The organism is Campylobacter concisus, assembly GCF_015230035.1.
GTDB classification, from domain to species: domain Bacteria; phylum Campylobacterota; class Campylobacteria; order Campylobacterales; family Campylobacteraceae; genus Campylobacter_A; species Campylobacter_A concisus_BK.
Genome location: NZ_JAAKZD010000006.1, coordinates 108007 through 125884, shown reverse-complemented (window position 1 = coordinate 125884; position 17878 = coordinate 108007). Strand labels below are relative to the sequence as shown.

Here is a 17878-nt window from a genome sequence, read left to right as displayed (position 1 = left end):
TTATCTACCAAGGACGGCTTCGATCTTTTTCATTACATCATCAGCTTCGCTATTTTTCTTATCTAAATCCTCTTCTAAACGCATTATTTGATTAGTCTTTGCCTCATTTTGTGCTTTTAATGTTACGATCTCGTTACGTAGCTCTTCATTTATTTTGCAAACTTCATCGTATTTTGTGATGAGGTCATTTACTTTGTCGCTTAGTGTGGTTAAGATCGCATTATCTTCAAACATAAAGGTTCCTTTAAAATAATAATTAATGCCGTATTCTAACACGCAGAGGCTAAATTCTTTTTAAAATTCTCATTTGACAAAGCACTATCTTTGCTATAAAATTCGCCCAAATTTAAAGGCGATCAATGAGTAAATTTGAAATTTCATCTAAATTTAGCCCAAGCAGCGACCAAGCAAGAGCTATAAAAGAGATAGTAAAAAGCATAAAATCAGGCAACAAATATCAAACACTTCTAGGCGTGACAGGATCTGGCAAGACCTTTACCATGGCAAATGTCATACGCGAGCTAAATATGCCAACGCTCATCATGACGCACAATAAATCCCTTGCCGCTCAGCTTTACAGCGAATTTAAGGGCTTTTTCCCAAAAAACCACGTGGAGTACTTCATAAGCTACTACGACTACTATCAGCCAGAGGCCTACATCCCACGAAGCGACCTATATATAGAAAAGGATAGCTCGGTAAATGATGAGCTTGAGCGCCTGCGTCTCTCTGCGACTGCTAGCTTGCTAAGCTTTGATGACGTCGTCTGTGTGGCTTCAGTCTCTGCAAACTACGGCCTTGGTAATCCAAGCGAGTATAAAGGCATGGTCGCATACCTAAACGTCGGCGATAAAATCAACCAGCGCACGCTACTGCAAAAGCTAGTGGATATGGGATACAAGCGAAACGACGTTTATTTCGACCGAGGCGACTTTCGCGTAAACGGCGACGTGGTGGACGTATATCCCGCGTATTTTAACGACGAGGCGTTTAGGATCGAGTTTTTCGGCGACGAGATCGAGACGATGTATAGCCTGGACGTGCTGGAAAACAAAAAAAGACACGACCTGAAAAAATTCATCCTCTACCCGACCAGCCAGTTTATCGTGGGCGCTGATAGGCTAAAGATCGCTATGAAAGAGATCGAAGAGGAGCTTGATGTGCGCTTGAAAGAATTTAACGAGCAGGGCAAGCTAGTTGAGGCGCAGAGACTAAAGCAGAGAGTGGAGTTTGACCTTGAGATGATGGCGAGTACGGGCATGTGTAAAGGTATCGAAAACTACGCGCGCCACCTAACTGGTCAAAAGGCTGGAGAGACGCCGTACTCGATGTTTGACTACTTTGAGATAAGCGGCAAAGACTATCTAGTTATCGTCGATGAGAGCCACGTGAGTTTGCCGCAGTTTAGGGGCATGTATGCAGGCGATAGGAGCCGTAAAGAGGTGCTTGTGGAGTATGGATTTCGCTTGCCATCAGCGCTTGATAACAGGCCGCTTAAATTTGACGAGTTTATAAGCAAAAAGGCTAAATTTCTCTTTGTCTCAGCCACGCCAAACGAGTATGAGCTTGGTATCAGTCAGGGGCATGTCTATGAGCAAATTTTGCGACCTACTGGGCTACTTGATCCTTTGATCGAGATAAAAGATAGTGACAATCAAGTAGAAGCGTTATTTGACGAGGCAAAGGCGGTCATTGCAAGAGGTGAGCGTGTGCTAGTTACGGTGCTAACTAAAAAGATGGCTGAGGAGCTAAGCCGCTACTACATCGAGCTTGGCATAAAGGTCAAATATATGCACTCAGACATCGACGCGATCGAGCGAAATGAGATCATTAGAGGGCTTAGAAGTGGCGAGTTTGATATGCTAATAGGCATAAATTTGCTCCGTGAGGGGCTTGACCTGCCTGAAGTGAGCTTGATAGCGATCATGGACGCTGATAAAGAGGGCTTTTTGCGCTCGACAACGAGCCTTATACAGACGATGGGGCGCGCGGCTAGAAACGTAAATGGCAAGGTGCTAATGTTTGCCAAAAAGATAACTAAGTCCATGAAAGAGGCGATCGATACGACGACTGCTAGACGTAAATTTCAAGATGAATACAACAAAGCTCACGGCATAACGCCACACTCTGCAAGTAGAAATATCGAAGAGAGTCTGCACGTCGAGGACGGTACGGAGATTTTAAGAAAAGGCGCAAATCTGGAAAAAATGCCTGCGAGCGAGCGAGCCGCGATCGTAAAAGAGCTAAGAAAGCAGATGCTAGAGGCGGCGGCGCAGCTGGAGTTTGAGAAGGCGGCGGCGTTACGTGATGAGATAGCAAAGATGAGAAAACTTTAAAAAGGCTCGTCTCTTGTGCGCTTTTAAATGAACTAGAAATTTTCTCCCTTGATGAACTATGTGTTCTATCTTCGGTCGAAAATTTCTTCGTAACATTTAAGATCATCACAAGATACTTTGCCTTGATGCTTGGTTGTTAAATTTTAAAATAAAAACTACTGCAAAATACTGCCGCCCCAAGCTCCATGGTTCGTTTCTTTTACATCTTTAAATTTGCTTTGCCTTTATGGAGGAGCAAAAATTTTCTTCTCTTTTGACAAGTTTTGTCTAAATTTCAGTTCGTATCAAATTTTGCCTGCTCAACAAAATTTAAAGCCCAAAAAATAAAATTTACAAAATCAGCTCTAGGGGCGAGAAATTTAACCGTGTCTCTTTAGCTTTGCGCTAAAGTTAGACGTGCAAAGGATATAGTCTGTGGCTCAAGGCATTGTCATCTGGTGCCATTTTGGGCAAAAGAGCTTAGTAAAAGTGAGATCGCAGCATTTGAGGCATCAAAAAGAGGTGACAAGATCGCTTACAGCATCAGAGACGACGACAAGGCTGTTCTATACGCTGTTAGCAAGCTATTTTTGTAAATTTATATCTTGCTAACCGGCTTTAAAAAGTAGCTCGACACCGCGCAGATGAGCGAAACTGCGGCGATAAAGTAAAACGAGTGCGTTAGGCTAAAGATGTCAGCGATCTTACCAATGACCGTTGCGAATATACCGCCGATCGTGATGCTAAGCCCAAGCGTTACGCCTGAGGCTAGGCCGATTTGATTTGGCAGATAAAGCTGTGCAAGGGCGATTGAGGGGCTAAAAGATAGGCTGATGCAGGCGCTCACGCACATGGAGGCCACGAGAAATAGCGCGTAGCTGTCGATAAAGAGCATTAGCACGACTAGCGGCGCGGCGATACTTAGGCTTATTTTGATGAGCCTAACTAGGCCGTATCTATCAGCTAGTGCTCCGCCAAATAGCGTAGAGATCGCGCCTGCAGCAAAAAACATACTTAAATTTACATTTGCAGCCTCTTTGCTAAGACCAAAAATTTTGATGAGGTAGATGCTGAAAAATGCCGAAAAGCCAAAAGCGACGATAGAGCGTGAAAATATACACAGACAAAGCCTCAAAAATGCGCCCAGATCGTCTTTTAGAGCGCTTGTTTTTTGTGAAATTTGCTTTTTGTGATTGCCTTCTAGCGCTTTTATAAATTTGCCTTTTTTAAGGTATAAAAGCGTTAAAAAAATTTGAGGGATGATGAAAATTAGCGTCCCTTTTAGGCCAAAATTTCCCACAAAAACGGCGACTAAAATGGGTCCAACTGCAAAGCCCACGTTGCCACCAAATGAAAATATACTTATGCTTTTGGCTCTATTTTTAGCGTTTGAGGCGTAGTTTACGATCCTTGCGGCACTTGGGTGAAAGAGCGCGGCGCCGATACCGCTTATCATCACGCAAACCAAGATGATGTAGTAGTTTGTCACAAAGCCAGTGAGACTCATGCCCCCGCCAGCAAGTAGTAGCCCAAGTGGGATGATGTATGGCAGCTCTTTTTTGTCGCTTAGGCGGCCGATAAGTGGCTGGATGAGCGAGCTTGCTAAATTTGTGGCAGTCACGAGCGAGGCGGCTGTTGCGTAGTCGTAGTGGTAGCTCGCGATGAAAAAGGGCAGCATCGCACCAAGCGCACTTTGGTTTATGTCGCTACAAAAGTGCCCAAGTCCCATTAGATACTTTAAATTTTCCGCCTTTTTCATCTAAAATAGCCCTTTTAAAAGCCCCTTTAAATTTTGCTTTTCGCCGCTTGCGTCATCATCTTTGCCAAGCTTTTTATCTAAAAATCTACCTATCTCTTTTTTGACCTTATTTTCGAGATACTGCGATCTGACGTCGTATTTTAGCTTGTCTGTCGTGCCTGAAATTTGCACGTTTAGGTCGGTCTTTTCTAGCCTGCAAACAAGTGGCGCGTTAAGCATTTTTGTGGTGGTATTATAAGTGCCGTTTGCAACCTTTATGTCGCTCTTTGGCGAGCTTAAATTTACGTTAAAAACGACGTTATCGCCCTTTATATCGCCGTAAATTTTGCCGTCTTTGTAAATTTCTTTTGTGATGTCCTTGCCGGTGAAGGTTTTGATGTTGTTTGTGAGATTTGTGCTGGCTAGGTGACCCTCTTTTAGCAAGATGTCAAATTTACCGAGCTTTTGCTTTGTCTCGTAGTCAAATTTAGCATCGCCGTTGCCGTCATAGAGGTGTTCTAACCCCAAAGTCTGCGTTAGCCCCTTGACCTCAAAGTTTTTTAGCACCGCATCAAGCGCGCCACCTTTGTAGTTTGCCTCGAGTTTGCCCTTGAATAGATCATCAGAGGTGGCTTTTACGCTTAGATCATCCACTTTGCCATTTGCCGTTACGAGGGCTGCAAATTTACCGTGAAGCTCGCGGCCAGCTAAAAACGCAAACTTATTTAGCTCTGAAACTACCGCTTGAAGCTTTAAGCTTAGTGCGCTTTTACCCACGTCAAAACTGCCATCTATGCCCTTTATATCAACAAGCGAGCTAAGAAAGTCGCCACTAAATTTTGCTATGTCGCCTTTATAGTCTAGGCTCAAATTTGAGCTAAATTTCTCGTTTTCAGGGAATTTTTTATCAAGCATTTTGCTAAGTGCTGCGGCGTTAAATTTACCATCATTTAAAGCGATCGTTGCGGTAACGCTTGGGCTTTTGCTAAAGATATTTTGCCCCTTTGCTTGGACATTTGTCTTAGCGTTTGCCAGTCTGTCGTTGCCGCTAAGTGCTAAAATTTCTCCTAACTGCGCCTCATTTAGACTAATATCAAGATTTTCGTTTTTTATGGTGGCGTTTAGCTTGCCAGCAAAGGCATCGCCGCCTAAATTTAGCTCATCTATCTTGCTATCTTTGAGCTTCACATCGCCTGCAAGCGCCATCTTTGAGCCAACCTCAAAGCCACTAACCGCTTTAAATTTCTCAGGGTCGCTAATGAGCAGGGCAAATTTGCTAAAAATTTGGCTGTTTTTTAGGTCAAAAACGCCCTTTACATCCTTTAGCTCGCCAAGATCGCTAAGCACATTTGCGTCAAAATTTATAAGCTCACCTTTTGCTGTGGCGCCACCTTTTAGCTCAAATTTTGCTGCGTTTTTAAGCTTTGCAAGACCATTATTTATAAGGCCGTTTTTTATCTCAAATTTAGCCTCGCCCGCAAGCTTTTTTAGCTCGTCAAAACCGCTAAAATTTGCGTTTAAATTTATCTGCCCGTCTGCGTAGCTAGGCTGCAAGGCAAGCGCTAGAAGCTCTTTTAGCTTTATGTTAGTTGCATTTAGGGCTAAGTTTTTGCTATCAAAATTTGCATTTATCTTGCCACCAAGCCCGTTTATCTCAGCTTTTAGGTTTTGAAGGGCATTTTCTTGCATTGTAATTTCGCCGTTTGCATCCACCGCGCCACTTAGTTGCTCGCCTAAGAGCTTGCCAAAAAGGGCAAGATCAGGCACGTTTAGCAAAAAGTCGCTCTTTAAATTTTTACTAGCTAGATCATAGGTCGTCTCATTTACTTTTAAAGTGGCTTCAGGTGCGATGATAAGGGTTTTAGCGCTCACTTTTTCATTTGCAAATTTAGCATTTATGCCGCCTTTAAAGCTTATATCTTTTGCTAAATTTAGCCCAAATTCATTTTTAAGAATTGCTTTGTTTATCGCTGCATCGCTTGCTAAAATTTGAGCGTTAATGATGGGCTCATTTTTCTCATCAACCCCTTGCATATTGCTCGTTAGATCAAGCTTACCGCTAGCTAAATTTGGCTTTTTAGCAAGAGCTGATATCTCAGAAAGCTCAATGTTTTTAGCCTCAATATTTAGAGCTTTTGGCAGATAGTCTTTTAAATTTGCGTTTAAATTTATGTTTGAGCCAAGCGCCGTGCCAGTTGCCGTTAGCTTAAAGTCGCTAAATTTGCCAGCCACGTTTGCCTTAAGAGCGATGTCCTTTTTTAGCCCAAGCTCACTAGCCTTTGCCTTGTCGGCGTTTATATCTATGTTTAAGCTCATACTTTGAGCAAGCAGTGAAAGCTCGCCATTTGCCTTTAAATTTATGGCGTTCATCACGGTCACTTCTAAATTTAAGGTGCTAAGACCAAGGTTAAAGTCTTTAAATTTGACATCAATACCACGAGCTAGCGCCTCTTTTTCTATTTTACTGGCTATAAATTTATTGCCAAAAGAGCTAAAGATAAAGCCAAAAATGCAAGCTACTATGAGCACAAGCGCACCAACTATGTAAGCTACTTTTTTCATAAAATTCCTTTATATTAGTTTTACATATCATAAAACTTTAGTCACTTAGACTAAAGTTTTTAATAAAATTCACTATAAATTATTGACTTTTTCAGAAAAAAATGCTAGGATTTCATCACTCAAAAATAAAGAGTGCTAAAAAAGACAATTAAACTAAAAGGATGAACAATGAACTTTCAACCATTAGGCAAGCGTGTCCTAGTCGAACGCGTAGAAGAGACAAAGACGACAGCTTCGGGCATAATTATACCTGATAACGCAAAAGAAAAACCTTTAAGCGGCGAGGTAAAAGCAGTTGGTGCTGAAGCTGAGGGCGTAAAAGTTGGCGAAAAAGTAGTATTTGCTAAATACGCTGGCACTGAGGTAAATTTAGATGATAAGACATATCTTGTTTTAAACATCGACGATATTTTAGGCGTGATTAAATAATTTAAAAAGGAAAGACAATGGCAAAAGAAATTTTTTACTCTGATGATGCAAGAAATCGCCTATACGAGGGCGTAAAAAAACTAAATGACGCTGTAAAAGTGACAATGGGACCAAGAGGCAGAAATGTCCTTATCCAAAAGAGCTTTGGCGCTCCAAACATCACAAAAGACGGCGTTAGCGTGGCTAAAGAGGTTGAGCTAAAAGATACTATCGAAAACATGGGTGCAAGCCTAGTTAGAGAAGTAGCAAGCAAGACAAACGATCAAGCAGGTGACGGCACTACAACAGCGACTGTGCTAGCTCACGCGATATTTAAAGAGGGTCTTAGAAACGTAACTGCTGGCGCAAATCCTATCGAAGTAAAACGCGGCATGGATAAAGAAGTAGCAGCTCTTATAGATGCACTAAAAAACATCTCTAAAAAAGTTTCTGGCTCAAAAGAGATCGCTCAGATCGCTACTATCTCTGCAAACTCAGACGAGAGCATCGGCAAGCTTATCGCTGATGCGATGGAGAAAGTAGGCAAAGATGGCGTCATAACAGTAGAAGAGGCAAAGTCTATCCAAGACGAGCTAAGCGTTGTTGAGGGTATGCAGTTTGACCGCGGATATCTAAGCCCATACTTCATCACAAACCCTGAAAAGATGCAAGTTGAGCTAAGTAATCCATTTATATTGCTATTTGACAAGAAGATCACAAATTTAAAAGACTTGCTTCCTGTGCTTGAGCAAGTACAAAAGAGTGGCAAACCACTTTTAATCATCGCTGAAGATATCGAGGGCGAGGCACTTGCAACGCTTGTTGTAAATAAACTTCGCGGCGTGCTAAACATCTCAGCTGTAAAAGCTCCTGGTTTTGGCGACAGAAGAAAAGCGATGCTTGAAGATATCGCTATCTTAACAGGTGGTGAAGTTATCAGCGAAGAGTTAGGCAGAACACTTGAGAGTGCCACTATAAACGACCTTGGACAAGCTTCAAGCGTAGTTATCGACAAAGATAACACTACTATCGTAAATGGTGCAGGCGAGAAGTCAGCGATCGACGCTAGAATAACTCAAATAAAAGCTCAAATCGCAGAGACTACAAGCGACTACGACAAAGAAAAACTTCAAGAGCGCCTTGCAAAACTAAGTGGCGGCGTGGCAGTTATCAAAGTAGGTGCTGCAACTGAGACTGAGATGAAAGAGAAAAAAGACCGCGTAGATGACGCTCTAAGCGCTACTCGTGCAGCTGTTGAAGAGGGCATCGTAGTAGGTGGTGGCTCAGCTCTTATCCTTGCTTCAAAGAGCGTAAATTTAAATTTACAAGGCGATGAGGCAATCGGTGCTGAGATCGTTAGAAGAGCGCTTCGTGCCCCACTTCGCCAAATCGCTGAGAACGCTGGCTTTGACGCAGGCGTGGTAGCAAATGCTGTTGAGACAAGCAAAGATGCAAATTTTGGCTTTAACGCTGCAACTGGCGAATATGTAAATATGTTTGAAGCTGGCATCATCGACCCAGTAAAAGTTGAGAGAGTTGCGCTTCAAAACGCTGTTAGCGTGGCTAGCTTGCTACTAACAACTGAAGCAACTATCAGTGAGATAAAAGAAGAAAAAGCAATGCCTGCAATGCCTGACATGGGCGGAATGGGTGGCATGGGCGGCATGATGTAGCAGCCCCTTTCGAGCTAGAGCCTTTTCTAGCTCGAATTTAAATTTTAACCTCACTAAATTTATAAAATTATTTACTCCTTTTTAAATTTATTCTTGTATCATTTTTGCATTCTTTTAGGGAGAATTTACAATGAAATATGATGAAATTTTTAGAGAATACGACATTCGCGGCATTTTTGAAAAAGACTTGACAGAGGACAGCGTCAAGGCTATAGGGCTTGCTTTGGGTAAGAAATTTAACGAATTTGGCGTGAAAACTTTAAGCGTTGGTTTTGACGCAAGGCTAAGTGCTAGCACACTTTTTAGGTATCTGCTAAGCGGTCTAAACAAGGCTGGTGGCTTTAAAATTTATAACATCGGCTTGCTACCAACTCCTGTTGGCTACTTTAGCGTTTATGCTGATTATTTCGACGCAAACATCATGATCACAGGCTCTCACAATCCAAAAGATTATAACGGCTTTAAGATCACTATTAAAAAAGATAGTTTTTTTGGCAAAGATCTGCAAATTTTAAAAGATAAGGTGAACGAGATAATCGCCTCTGGTGAGCAAATAGCAGACGATGAGAGCTGTGAGAAATTTAATATCTTAGAAAAATACGTTGAGTTTTTTGTAAAAGAATTTAGCGAGCTTAAAAATTTCAAAAAGCCTTTTGTCATCGACTGCGCAAATGGCGCTGTTGGCGTGAGCTTGGTGCCTATCGTCAAGGCACTTGGACTAAATGCGAAAATTTTATATGAAGATCCAGACGGAAATTTCCCAAATCACCACCCAGACCCAAGCGAAAAAGAGAATTTAAAAGAGCTGTTTTCGCTCATCGAAAAGAAAGAATTTGACCTTGGATTTGGCTTTGACGGAGATGGCGATAGGATCGCCGTGATAACGCCAAAAAGAGATATAAAAGGCGATGAGCTAGCATATCTTTATGCGCTAAACATGAAACATCCAAAGGTGCTTGGCGAGGTTAAATGCTCACAAAATATGTATGATGAGATCGCAAAAATCGGCGAAGTCTTTATGGGTAAGACTGGACACAGCAACATCAAAAAAATGATGAAAGAGCTAAACGTAGATCTTGCAGCTGAAGTTAGCGGTCATATCTTCTTTAAAGAGCGTTATTTTGGCTTTGATGATGCACTTTATGCGATGATGAGGGTGCTTGAGCTAGTTCATAAGGGCTTTGACCTTGACGGCGAGCTTGATAAGATGCCGCTTGTCTTTAGTACCGATGAGATCAAGATAAAGACGACTGACGAGGCTAAATTTAAGATAGTTGCCAAGCTAAAAGAGTGCGTGAAAAACGAAGGCTGCGACCTGCCAAAGATAAAAAATATCATTGATATTGATGGCATAAGAATTCAGTTTGAAAATGGCTGGGCGCTGGTGCGTGCGTCAAATACAACGCCAGTTATCGTCACTAGATTTGAGGCAAAGAGCAAGGAATTCTTAGAAGAGATCGAGCAAAAAGTGACAAATTTGCTAAAGAGCTTAATGTAGCTTGCAAAGAGCATTTTGGGTTAAATTTACTCCAAAATGCTTTTCAAATTTTTATTTAAACATCCAACTTATCTGGCTTTTGCTGGTTTCTTTTCGGGCAGTTCCGCATACATGCTGCGCAACAATTCTCCAATCAAATTCGCATCCTCAAATTTCTCGAATACATGCATTAACGTCTTTGAGCCATTATAAGGATAACGTAGTTCTGAGTCTGCAAGAAGTCTGTCCGATGTCGGCGTTCTCTTTAAAAACAGTTCATTATTACAAATGTCACCTATCAGTTTACCGTTAAAATATACAAGGTATCCACCCATCATGGATTTTATGACAATATCGCCGAATTCAGAAAATCTATCGCGAACATATTCATTAAATTCATTCACTATGATCACTCACTTTGAATTTAGAGTTTGCCGCCTTCGACGACTAGAGATTCAGGATTGACGCTATCGCCATATATCGGTTTTAGTGTCGCGTCATAGTCTTTGTGGAAGAAATTTTCTTTTCCAAGCTCGATGATCTCGTTATTTAGCCACTCAAGTAAGGCTTTGTTGCCTTTTTTGACAGCTGGAGCTATCACATCCACATCGCCAAGCGCTTCAACGCCTACGACAAAGCCAGGAGTCTCTTTTGCCCAGGCAAAAAGTAGGGCGTTATCATGCGCTAGAGCTGCACCTCTTTTATCAACCAAAGCTGCGAAAGTTTCGGTGTTTTGATCATACTTTAAAAGCTTTATATCTGGATAATTTTTTGTAAAAAACGCATCTGCGGTTGTGCCTTTATTGACGATCAAGGTCTTGTCTTTTAGCTCATCGACGCTCTTTATCACAGCGCCTTCTGGGCTAACGATGCCAAGTGAAACTTTCATATATGGAAGCGCAAAATCAACAACTTGTGCTCGCTCAGGCGTCTTTGTGAAATTTGCAAGCGTGATATCGACCTTGTCGGCTGTGAGCACTTCGACCCTGCCAGCAGCCTCGACTAGCTCAAATTTGACCTTGCTCTCATCGCCAAGTAAGTCTTTTGCGATGCGTTTTGCAAAGTAGATGTCATAGCCTTGGTTTTTGCCGTCTTTATCGACGTAGCCAAATGGCGGTTTGTCGCTAAAAACGCCTATCCTTATATATCCACGCTCTTTGATCTTTGCGATCGTATCAGCTTGGTTTGAAGCGGCTGCTTTGTCCGCACCTTTGTCATCACCACAACCCGTTAGAAAGACGGTAGCGACTAATGCTAATAAGAAAAATTTAAATTTTCTCACTCTTTCTCCTTTGAAAAATTTAGTAAATAAAGAGCGACTAAATCTCGCTCTAAACGCATTTTGAAAAAAACGGCAAATTATCTCTTATTTTTTCTAAAATGAGAATAAATTTAGAAATTTCTTCGCTCTCTCACTCTTTGGATTAGTAAAAAACTCCTCTGGCTCGCTGATCTCCACGATCGCTCCAGCGTCCATAAATACGATCTTATTTGCAACCGCCCTTGCAAAGCTCATCTCGTGGGTGACTATTAGCATCGTCATGCCATCTTTGGCTAAAATTAGTATCACATCAAGCACTTCTCTAACGATCTCAGGATCGAGCGCAGCCGTAACCTCGTCAAATAGCATGATCTCAGGGTTTAAGCAAAGGCTTCTAACTATTGCTATGCGCTGTTTTTGACCGCCGCTTAGCTCCTTTGGATAGGCAAATTTCTTATCAAGTAGCCCAACCTTGCTTAGCCACATATCAGCCGTTTTTTCAGCCTCGGCTCTATCTCTTTTTTGCACCTTTAAAGGTCCAAGAAGGACGTTGTCTATAACGTTCATGTGATCAAATAGCTCGTAGCTTTGAAAGACCATGCCGACTTTTTGGCGGATCCTTTGCCACTCATTAAATTTAGCATCTATCACTTCGCCGTCTATGACGATCTCGCCGCTTGCTATGCTCTCAAGGCCGTTTATGCATCTAAGTGTTGTGCTCTTGCCACAGCCTGATGGTCCAAGAAGCACGACCACTTCGCCACTTTTTACCTCTAAGCTTATATCCTTTAAGGCGTGAAGCTCTCCATAAAATTTGTTTATTTTTTTAAGTTCTAAGATATTTTCGCTCATTTTAGCTCCATTTTTCTTCTAGTTTTTTCGATAGTTTTGAGACTGGATAGCAGATCGCAAAATATAAAAAGAATATGAGCGTGTATATCCAAAATGGCGCCATAGGATTTGTAAATACATTTCGCTCGATGATCTGCTGACCGACTTTGACCACCTCTACAACACCGATTAGCACGACGATAGAGGTCGTTTTTATCATACGGCTTAGTAAATTTACAGCTCCAGGCACCAGCCTTCTAGTAGCAAGCGGGATGATGACATAAAAGTAAATTTGAAATTTGCTAAGTCCTAGTGAGGCGGCTGACTCAAACTGGTGCTTTGGTATCGAGGTGATAGCGCCGCGCACGATATCCATCATCTCAAAAACACCCCAAAGGCTAAAGACGATGAGCGAGGCGGTAAATGCTGAGATGTGGATATCAAAAGCCTTGCTAACGCCAAAGTAAAATAAAAATAGCCAGACGATCTGAGGCATGATGCGCACGATCTCGAGGCAAATTTTTAAAACAAAATAGATAAATTTGTTTTTCATACTCATCAAAACGCCAAGTATAAGGCCGCCGATGACGGAGATGATGATAGAGATGAGTGAAATTTCAGTGCTTACTACAAGACCTTCAAGTAGCCTTAGTAAATTTTGCGTGTCAAATAATATACTAACTCCTTGCATGTCTTGCCCTTTTTTCGACGTAGCTAAGCGCCAGCGAGACTGGCAAGATGATGACAAGATAGCTAATAACCAGCATAAAAAGCGCCTCATCTGTCTTGTAGTAAAGTCCGATAAGATCCTTTGCGACATAGACTAGATCAGCAAGGGCTACGATACTAACGATGCTGGTTTCTTTTAGTAAAAATATGACGTTTGCGCTGATGCTTGGAAGTGCCACGCTAAAGGCTTGTGGCAAGATGACATATCTTAAGAGCTGGTTTTTGCTAAGTGCGATGCTAAGTCCTGCTTCTATCTGCGACCTTCTCACCGCCTCAAAGCCAAGTCTAAAGCTCTCGCTCATGTAGCTGCCTCCAAGAAAGCTAAGCCCCGCGACCGCACAGGTAAAGCCACTCATCGACACTCCAAGCTTTGGCAAGCCGTAGTATAAAAAGAAGAGCTGGATAAGAAGCGGTGTGTTTCTTGAAAGCTCAACGTAACAATCAACTAGTTTTGAGAGAAATTTTAGCTTGTAAAATTTCACAGCCATGCAAAAAATGCCTATCAAAATAGAAAAAACGATCCCCAAAAAGGCGATCTGGCAGGTGAGAATCCCAGCCTTTACAAAAAGGGGGTAAAATTTCTCAATAAACTCAAAATCCATAAACTTTAATCCAATCTGAAAAATGGAGTTATTTTATCCCATAATCATAAATTTAAAACTAATTAGATATGATCACGCTTTAAATTTAAGCTTACAAAAAGGATAAAATTTGATTGATCTTTTTCAGATCATCGGCTTTTTAGGGATGATTTGCATCGTGATGGGCTACTTTTTACTTCAGATCGGCCGTCTAAATAGCCGTGATCTAGCCTACCAGATAATAAATTTAGCAGGTGCGGTGCTGCTTATAATCTCGCTTTTTGTGCATTTTAACCTCGGCTCATTTTTGATAGAGGTCTTTTGGATAATCGTTACGATTTATGGAATTTATAAAATTTACAAGGAGAGAGCGTGAGAGCGTATGCAGAGTGGGAAGAGCAGGAGCTTTTGTTTTTATCGCTGCCACATAGTAAGAGCGACTGGGAGCCTTATTTAGAGGAGATTTTGGCGGGCTATGAGGAGCTTGTGGCTGCTATTACGCCCTTTGAAAAGGTGGTGCTCATCTGCCCTGATGAGGCAAATTTTACTAGGTTTAAGAGATTTAAAAATGTAGAGTTTGTAAAGCTTGAGACTGACGATACTTGGATCAGAGACTACGGCATGATCGACGTTTGCACCAAAGACGGCATAAAAAGTTACGACTTTAAATTTAACGCTTGGGGCGGTAAATTTAAGAGTTCAAAAGATGATGCGATAAATTTAGAGCTAGCTAAAATTTATAAAACTAAGCTTGAGCCGGTTGATATGATACTAGAGGGCGGAAGCGTCGAGTTTAACGGAGATGGCGTGCTTTTAACCACCTCAAAATGCCTACTAAATGAAAATAGAAACAAAGCGCTTAGCAAAGAGCAGATCGAAGAAAAACTAAAAAATTTATTTGGACTAAAACGTATTATCTGGCTTGAAAATGGCTTTATAAGAGGCGATGACACAGATAGTCACATCGACACTTTAGCGCGCTTTATCACGCCTGATACGATAGCTTACGCAGCTTGCGAAGATGAGAGCGATGAGCACTTTGATGAGCTTAAAAAGATGGAGGATGAGCTTAAAAAAACTGGCTTTAAGCTACTTGCTCTGCCGCTACCAAAACCTAAATTTTATGATGGTAAAAGGCTTGGCTGCACCTATGCAAACTTTATCTTTATAAATGGCGCACTAATCGTGCCAACATATAACGACGAAAACGATGAAAAGGTGCTAAATTTACTAGCCCAGGCGCTGCCAGATAGAAAGATCATCGGTGTAAATTCGCTAGTTTTTGTCCGTCAAAATGGCTCACTTCACTGCTCAAGCCAAAATAGATACAAAAGGTCTTAGCCTTGTCAAGTCCGTTTGATTATGAGTTTAACAGCATAAATAAGCAGGAGTGCACGCAGGGCGAAAATAAGGCCGTTATCGCAGCTGGAGCTTGCGCCTTTTTACTCGCACTTGTGAAATTTACAGCTGGACTTTTTAGCGGCTCAGTCGCTGTGCTTGGCTCGGCGATTGATTCAATGCTTGATTTTATCGTTTCACTTTTAAATTTATTTGCACTTAGAAAGTCAAGAAAGCAAGCTGATGAGAAATTTAACTTTGGCTACACAAAGCTGGAGGCCTTGGCAGCGCTATTTGAGTGTGTCATCATCGTCGTGGCTGCTGGATATATATTTTATGAGAGCGTTAAGAAATTTAGCGAGCCAAATTTAGAGATAGACCTTGGCTTAAGCCTTGGTGTGATGGTATTTTCGGTCGTGGTGACTCTATGTTTGGTGCTATTTTTAAACCAAATTTCTAAAAAAAGTGGCAACCTTATCATCAAAGCAGACGCACTGCACTATAAGATCGACCTTTTTAGCAACCTTGCAGTCATCATCTCGCTTCTTATCATTAAATTTAGCGGATTTGTGATGATAGATGCGATCTTTGGTATCGTGATAAGCGGCTACATCGCTCAAAGTGCTATAAGTCTTGGCAAAGACGCCTTTGGTGTCTTGCTAGATCACGCTGCAAGCCCTGAGGTCACAGCTGAGATCATCAAGATGATAAAGGCAAAGCAGAGGATTTCAGACTTTCACTACCTAAACACAAGACAGAGCGCAAATACCATATTTTTAACGCTGCATTTAGTTTTTGACAAAGATATATCGCTTTACGACGCGCACGAGGTGGCCGACTCGCTTGAAGCCGAGATAAGAGAGAAATTTAAGGAATTTTCGTGGCAGATAACCACGCATTTAGACCCATACAACGACAAAGAAGGGAGATGAGATGAAAGTAGCACTACTTCAACAAGAATTTAAAGGGACAAAAGAGGCAACCATTGCAAAGACGCTTGAGCTAATCGCCGAGGCAAAAAAAGGTGGCGCCAATCTAGTTGTCTGCCAAGAGCTGCACCAGACGCAGTACTTTTGCCAAAGCGAGGATACAAATTTCTTTGATCACGCAAATGATTGGCAAGAGGACGTCGCTTTTTGGGGCAGGGTGGCAAAAGAAAATGGCGTAGTTTTAGTCACTTCGCTCTTTGAAAAGAGGGCTGACGGACTTTATCACAACACCGCCTTTGTCTTCGAGCGTGACGGCAGTGTGGCTGGCAAATACAGAAAAATGCACATCCCTGATGATCCTGGATTTTACGAGAAATTTTACTTTACACCTGGTGACATTGGCTTTGAGCCAGTTGAGACTAGCCTTGGCAAGCTTGGCGTTTTGGTTTGCTGGGATCAGTGGTATCCAGAGGCAGCAAGGCTAATGGCGCTAAAAGGGGCGAAAATTCTCATATATCCAACGGCTATTGGCTGGTTTGAGGGCGATAGCGAGGATGAAAAGTCAAGACAGCTTGAAGCGTGGGTGGCGGTGCAAAGAGGTCACAGCGTGGCAAATGGTCTGCCAGTAGTCGCAGTAAATCGCGTGGGCTTTGAAAAAGATGATAGCGGCGTGATGGATGGGATAAAATTTTGGGGAAATAGCTTTGTTTTCGGGCCACAAGGCGAGCAGCTTTTCCGCGCAAATAGCACAGATGAGCTTTGCAAGATCATTGAAATAGACATGAAAAGAAGCGAAGAAGTGCGTAGAATTTGGCCTTTTTTAAGAGACCGCAGGATCGATGCCTACGCAAATATCACAAAGAGGTTTATCGACTAAATTTAGAGCTAGAATTTCTAGCTCTAAAAATTTAGAATGCTCGTAAAAGAAATATAAATTTATTCTTAAGAAAATATTTTTTTAAGCCTTGATTGTGTAGAATAGTTGCAACTTTACCAAAATGGCATAAAAATATCATATCAAAAAGATACAAAGCTAAATTTATAGAATAAAATAGCCTTAAATTTTTTGAAAGGATTTTAGATGAAAACTACTTCTTTGGCACTTGCTGGATTGCTTTTGGCAACAACACTTTCAGCAAAAGAATTTATCAGTATCGGCACTGGCGGCATGACAGGTACATACTATCCGATAGGTGGAGCGATCTGCCGCTTGGCAAATAAAAATACAGACGTAAAATGCTCTGTTCAATCAACTGGCGGCTCTGTTTATAACGTAAATAACGTCCTTAAAAAAGAGCTCACATTTGGCTTTGTTCAAAGCGATGTCGTCTATGATAAATTTAACGGCACTGGCAAATTTGACGGAGCAAAAGATGAAAATTTACGCTCAGTAGTTGCGATCTATCCAGAGCTTCTTGCGTTTGTTGTAGCAAAAGATAGCGGTCTAACAAGCGATCTCTCTTCATTTGCAGGTAAAAAATACAACGTAGGCAACCCAGGTAGCGGCAACGAAGTGAGCACGCTTGAGGTCTTTAAAGCAAAAGGCTTTGACGTTTCAAAACTAGGATACCGCGGCGTTTTAACAGTTGGCGAATGCCCACATGCACTAAAAGATAAAAAGATAGATGGATATAGCTTTGTCGTTGGTCACCCAACTGCAAACATCACTGATGCTGCGACATCTTTGCCTATTGATATCCTAAACATCGAAGGCAGTGAGATCGATAACCTTCTTAAAGAAAAACCATACTTTGCAAAAGGCGTGATCCCAAAAGGCTCATATGACGGCGTCGATCACGATGTAAATACTATTGGTGTAAAAGCTGTTTTAGTAACTAGCAAAGATACAAAAGATGAGGCTGTAAAAGCTGTGATAAAAGCTATCTTAGATAACTTTGATGAGTATAAAACTCTTCACCCAGCACTAAAATCAGTTAAAAAAGAGGATCTTGTTCAAGGTCTTTCAGCTCCACTTCACCCAGCTGCAGAGGCTGCATTTAAAGAGGCTGGTATCTTAAAATAATCCATCTCCAGGG

At 41.7% G+C, this 17878-nt stretch carries 18 protein-coding genes; 10 read left to right on the top strand and 8 right to left on the bottom strand.

Features of this window, described 5'->3' with window-relative positions:
• Nucleotides 1-234 carry a hypothetical protein gene (locus G6W41_RS05545; RefSeq protein WP_103618109.1) on the bottom strand — a complete coding sequence of 78 codons (234 nt, stop codon included), beginning with the start codon at nucleotides 232-234 and terminating at the stop codon, nucleotides 1-3.
• A 125-nt stretch (nucleotides 235-359) separates the two neighbouring features.
• Here G6W41_RS05545 and uvrB point away from each other — a divergent pair, with 125 nt between their 5' ends.
• Both uvrB and G6W41_RS05535 read left to right on the top strand, forming a co-directional pair.
• A complete protein-coding gene (uvrB, locus tag G6W41_RS05540) occupies nucleotides 360-2336 on the top strand; it encodes an excinuclease ABC subunit UvrB (protein WP_194170885.1) in 1977 nt (658 codons plus the stop codon).
• 437 nt (nucleotides 2337-2773) lie between these two features.
• Complete coding sequence (locus tag G6W41_RS05535; RefSeq protein ID WP_194170884.1) at nucleotides 2774-2911, top strand: hypothetical protein; 138 nt, start codon at nucleotides 2774-2776, stop codon at nucleotides 2909-2911.
• Nucleotides 2912-2913: 2 nt separating this feature from the next.
• Here the strand turns inward: G6W41_RS05535 and G6W41_RS05530 are convergent, their stop codons facing one another.
• Together G6W41_RS05530 and G6W41_RS05525 are read right to left on the bottom strand one after the other, a co-directional pair.
• Nucleotides 2914-4074 carry an MFS transporter gene (locus G6W41_RS05530; protein ID WP_194170883.1) on the bottom strand — a complete coding sequence of 387 codons (1161 nt, stop codon included), beginning with the start codon at nucleotides 4072-4074 and terminating at the stop codon, nucleotides 2914-2916.
• On the bottom strand, nucleotides 4075-6615 hold the full coding sequence (locus tag G6W41_RS05525; RefSeq protein ID WP_194170882.1) for a tryptophanyl-tRNA synthetase: 2541 nt from the start codon (nucleotides 6613-6615) through the stop codon (nucleotides 4075-4077).
• 168 nt (nucleotides 6616-6783) lie between these two features.
• On the opposite strand from G6W41_RS05525, the gene groES reads away from it, so the two are divergent.
• The 3 genes from groES (at nucleotide 6784) to G6W41_RS05510 (ending at nucleotide 10194) form a co-directional block, all read left to right on the top strand.
• Entirely contained in the window at nucleotides 6784-7044 is a 261-nt protein-coding gene (groES, locus tag G6W41_RS05520; RefSeq protein WP_009293641.1) for a co-chaperone GroES, read from the top strand.
• Nucleotides 7045-7061: 17 nt separating this feature from the next.
• On the top strand, nucleotides 7062-8696 hold the full coding sequence (gene groL, locus G6W41_RS05515) for a chaperonin GroEL (protein WP_002940160.1): 1635 nt from the start codon (nucleotides 7062-7064) through the stop codon (nucleotides 8694-8696).
• A gap of 130 nt (nucleotides 8697-8826) precedes the next feature.
• The gene (locus G6W41_RS05510) at nucleotides 8827-10194 is read left to right on the top strand and encodes a phosphomannomutase/phosphoglucomutase (protein WP_103605262.1); all 1368 of its coding nucleotides are present in this window, start codon (nucleotides 8827-8829) and stop codon (nucleotides 10192-10194) included.
• 68 nt (nucleotides 10195-10262) lie between these two features.
• Here G6W41_RS05510 and G6W41_RS05505 read toward each other — a convergent pair whose 3' ends face one another.
• The 5 genes from G6W41_RS05505 to G6W41_RS05485 all read right to left on the bottom strand — a co-directional run bounded on the left by G6W41_RS05505 (nucleotide 10263) and on the right by G6W41_RS05485 (nucleotide 13596).
• Nucleotides 10263-10577 (bottom strand): TfoX/Sxy family protein, encoded by a 315-nt coding sequence (locus G6W41_RS05505; protein ID WP_194170881.1) that lies wholly within the window; start codon nucleotides 10575-10577, stop codon nucleotides 10263-10265.
• 20 nt (nucleotides 10578-10597) lie between these two features.
• Entirely contained in the window at nucleotides 10598-11455 is an 858-nt protein-coding gene (locus G6W41_RS05500) for a cysteine ABC transporter substrate-binding protein (RefSeq protein WP_009293645.1), read from the bottom strand.
• 93 nt (nucleotides 11456-11548) lie between these two features.
• The gene (locus G6W41_RS05495; protein ID WP_194170880.1) at nucleotides 11549-12286 is read right to left on the bottom strand and encodes an amino acid ABC transporter ATP-binding protein; all 738 of its coding nucleotides are present in this window, start codon (nucleotides 12284-12286) and stop codon (nucleotides 11549-11551) included.
• A 1-nt stretch (nucleotide 12287) separates the two neighbouring features.
• On the bottom strand, nucleotides 12288-12956 hold the full coding sequence (locus G6W41_RS05490) for an amino acid ABC transporter permease (protein ID WP_009293647.1): 669 nt from the start codon (nucleotides 12954-12956) through the stop codon (nucleotides 12288-12290).
• The gene (locus G6W41_RS05485; RefSeq protein ID WP_103569758.1) at nucleotides 12943-13596 is read right to left on the bottom strand and encodes an amino acid ABC transporter permease; all 654 of its coding nucleotides are present in this window, start codon (nucleotides 13594-13596) and stop codon (nucleotides 12943-12945) included. Before G6W41_RS05485 ends, G6W41_RS05490 begins: the two co-directional genes overlap by 14 nt.
• A 109-nt stretch (nucleotides 13597-13705) precedes the next feature.
• On the opposite strand from G6W41_RS05485, the gene G6W41_RS05480 reads away from it, so the two are divergent.
• The 5 genes from G6W41_RS05480 (at nucleotide 13706) to G6W41_RS05460 (ending at nucleotide 17865) form a co-directional block, all read left to right on the top strand.
• Nucleotides 13706-13951, top strand: coding sequence for a CBU_0592 family membrane protein (locus tag G6W41_RS05480; RefSeq protein ID WP_194170879.1), 246 nt, complete (start codon nucleotides 13706-13708; stop codon nucleotides 13949-13951).
• A complete protein-coding gene (locus tag G6W41_RS05475) occupies nucleotides 13948-14916 on the top strand; it encodes an agmatine deiminase family protein (RefSeq protein ID WP_194170878.1) in 969 nt (322 codons plus the stop codon). Before G6W41_RS05480 ends, G6W41_RS05475 begins: the two co-directional genes overlap by 4 nt.
• Before the next feature lie 2 nt (nucleotides 14917-14918).
• A complete protein-coding gene (locus G6W41_RS05470; protein WP_194170877.1) occupies nucleotides 14919-15845 on the top strand; it encodes a cation diffusion facilitator family transporter in 927 nt (308 codons plus the stop codon).
• Between the two features lies 1 nt (nucleotide 15846).
• Nucleotides 15847-16719 carry a carbon-nitrogen hydrolase gene (locus G6W41_RS05465; protein WP_194170876.1) on the top strand — a complete coding sequence of 291 codons (873 nt, stop codon included), beginning with the start codon at nucleotides 15847-15849 and terminating at the stop codon, nucleotides 16717-16719.
• A 204-nt stretch (nucleotides 16720-16923) separates the two neighbouring features.
• Nucleotides 16924-17865, top strand: coding sequence for a TAXI family TRAP transporter solute-binding subunit (locus tag G6W41_RS05460; protein ID WP_012001579.1), 942 nt, complete (start codon nucleotides 16924-16926; stop codon nucleotides 17863-17865).
• Nucleotides 17866-17878: the final 13 nt, after the last annotated feature.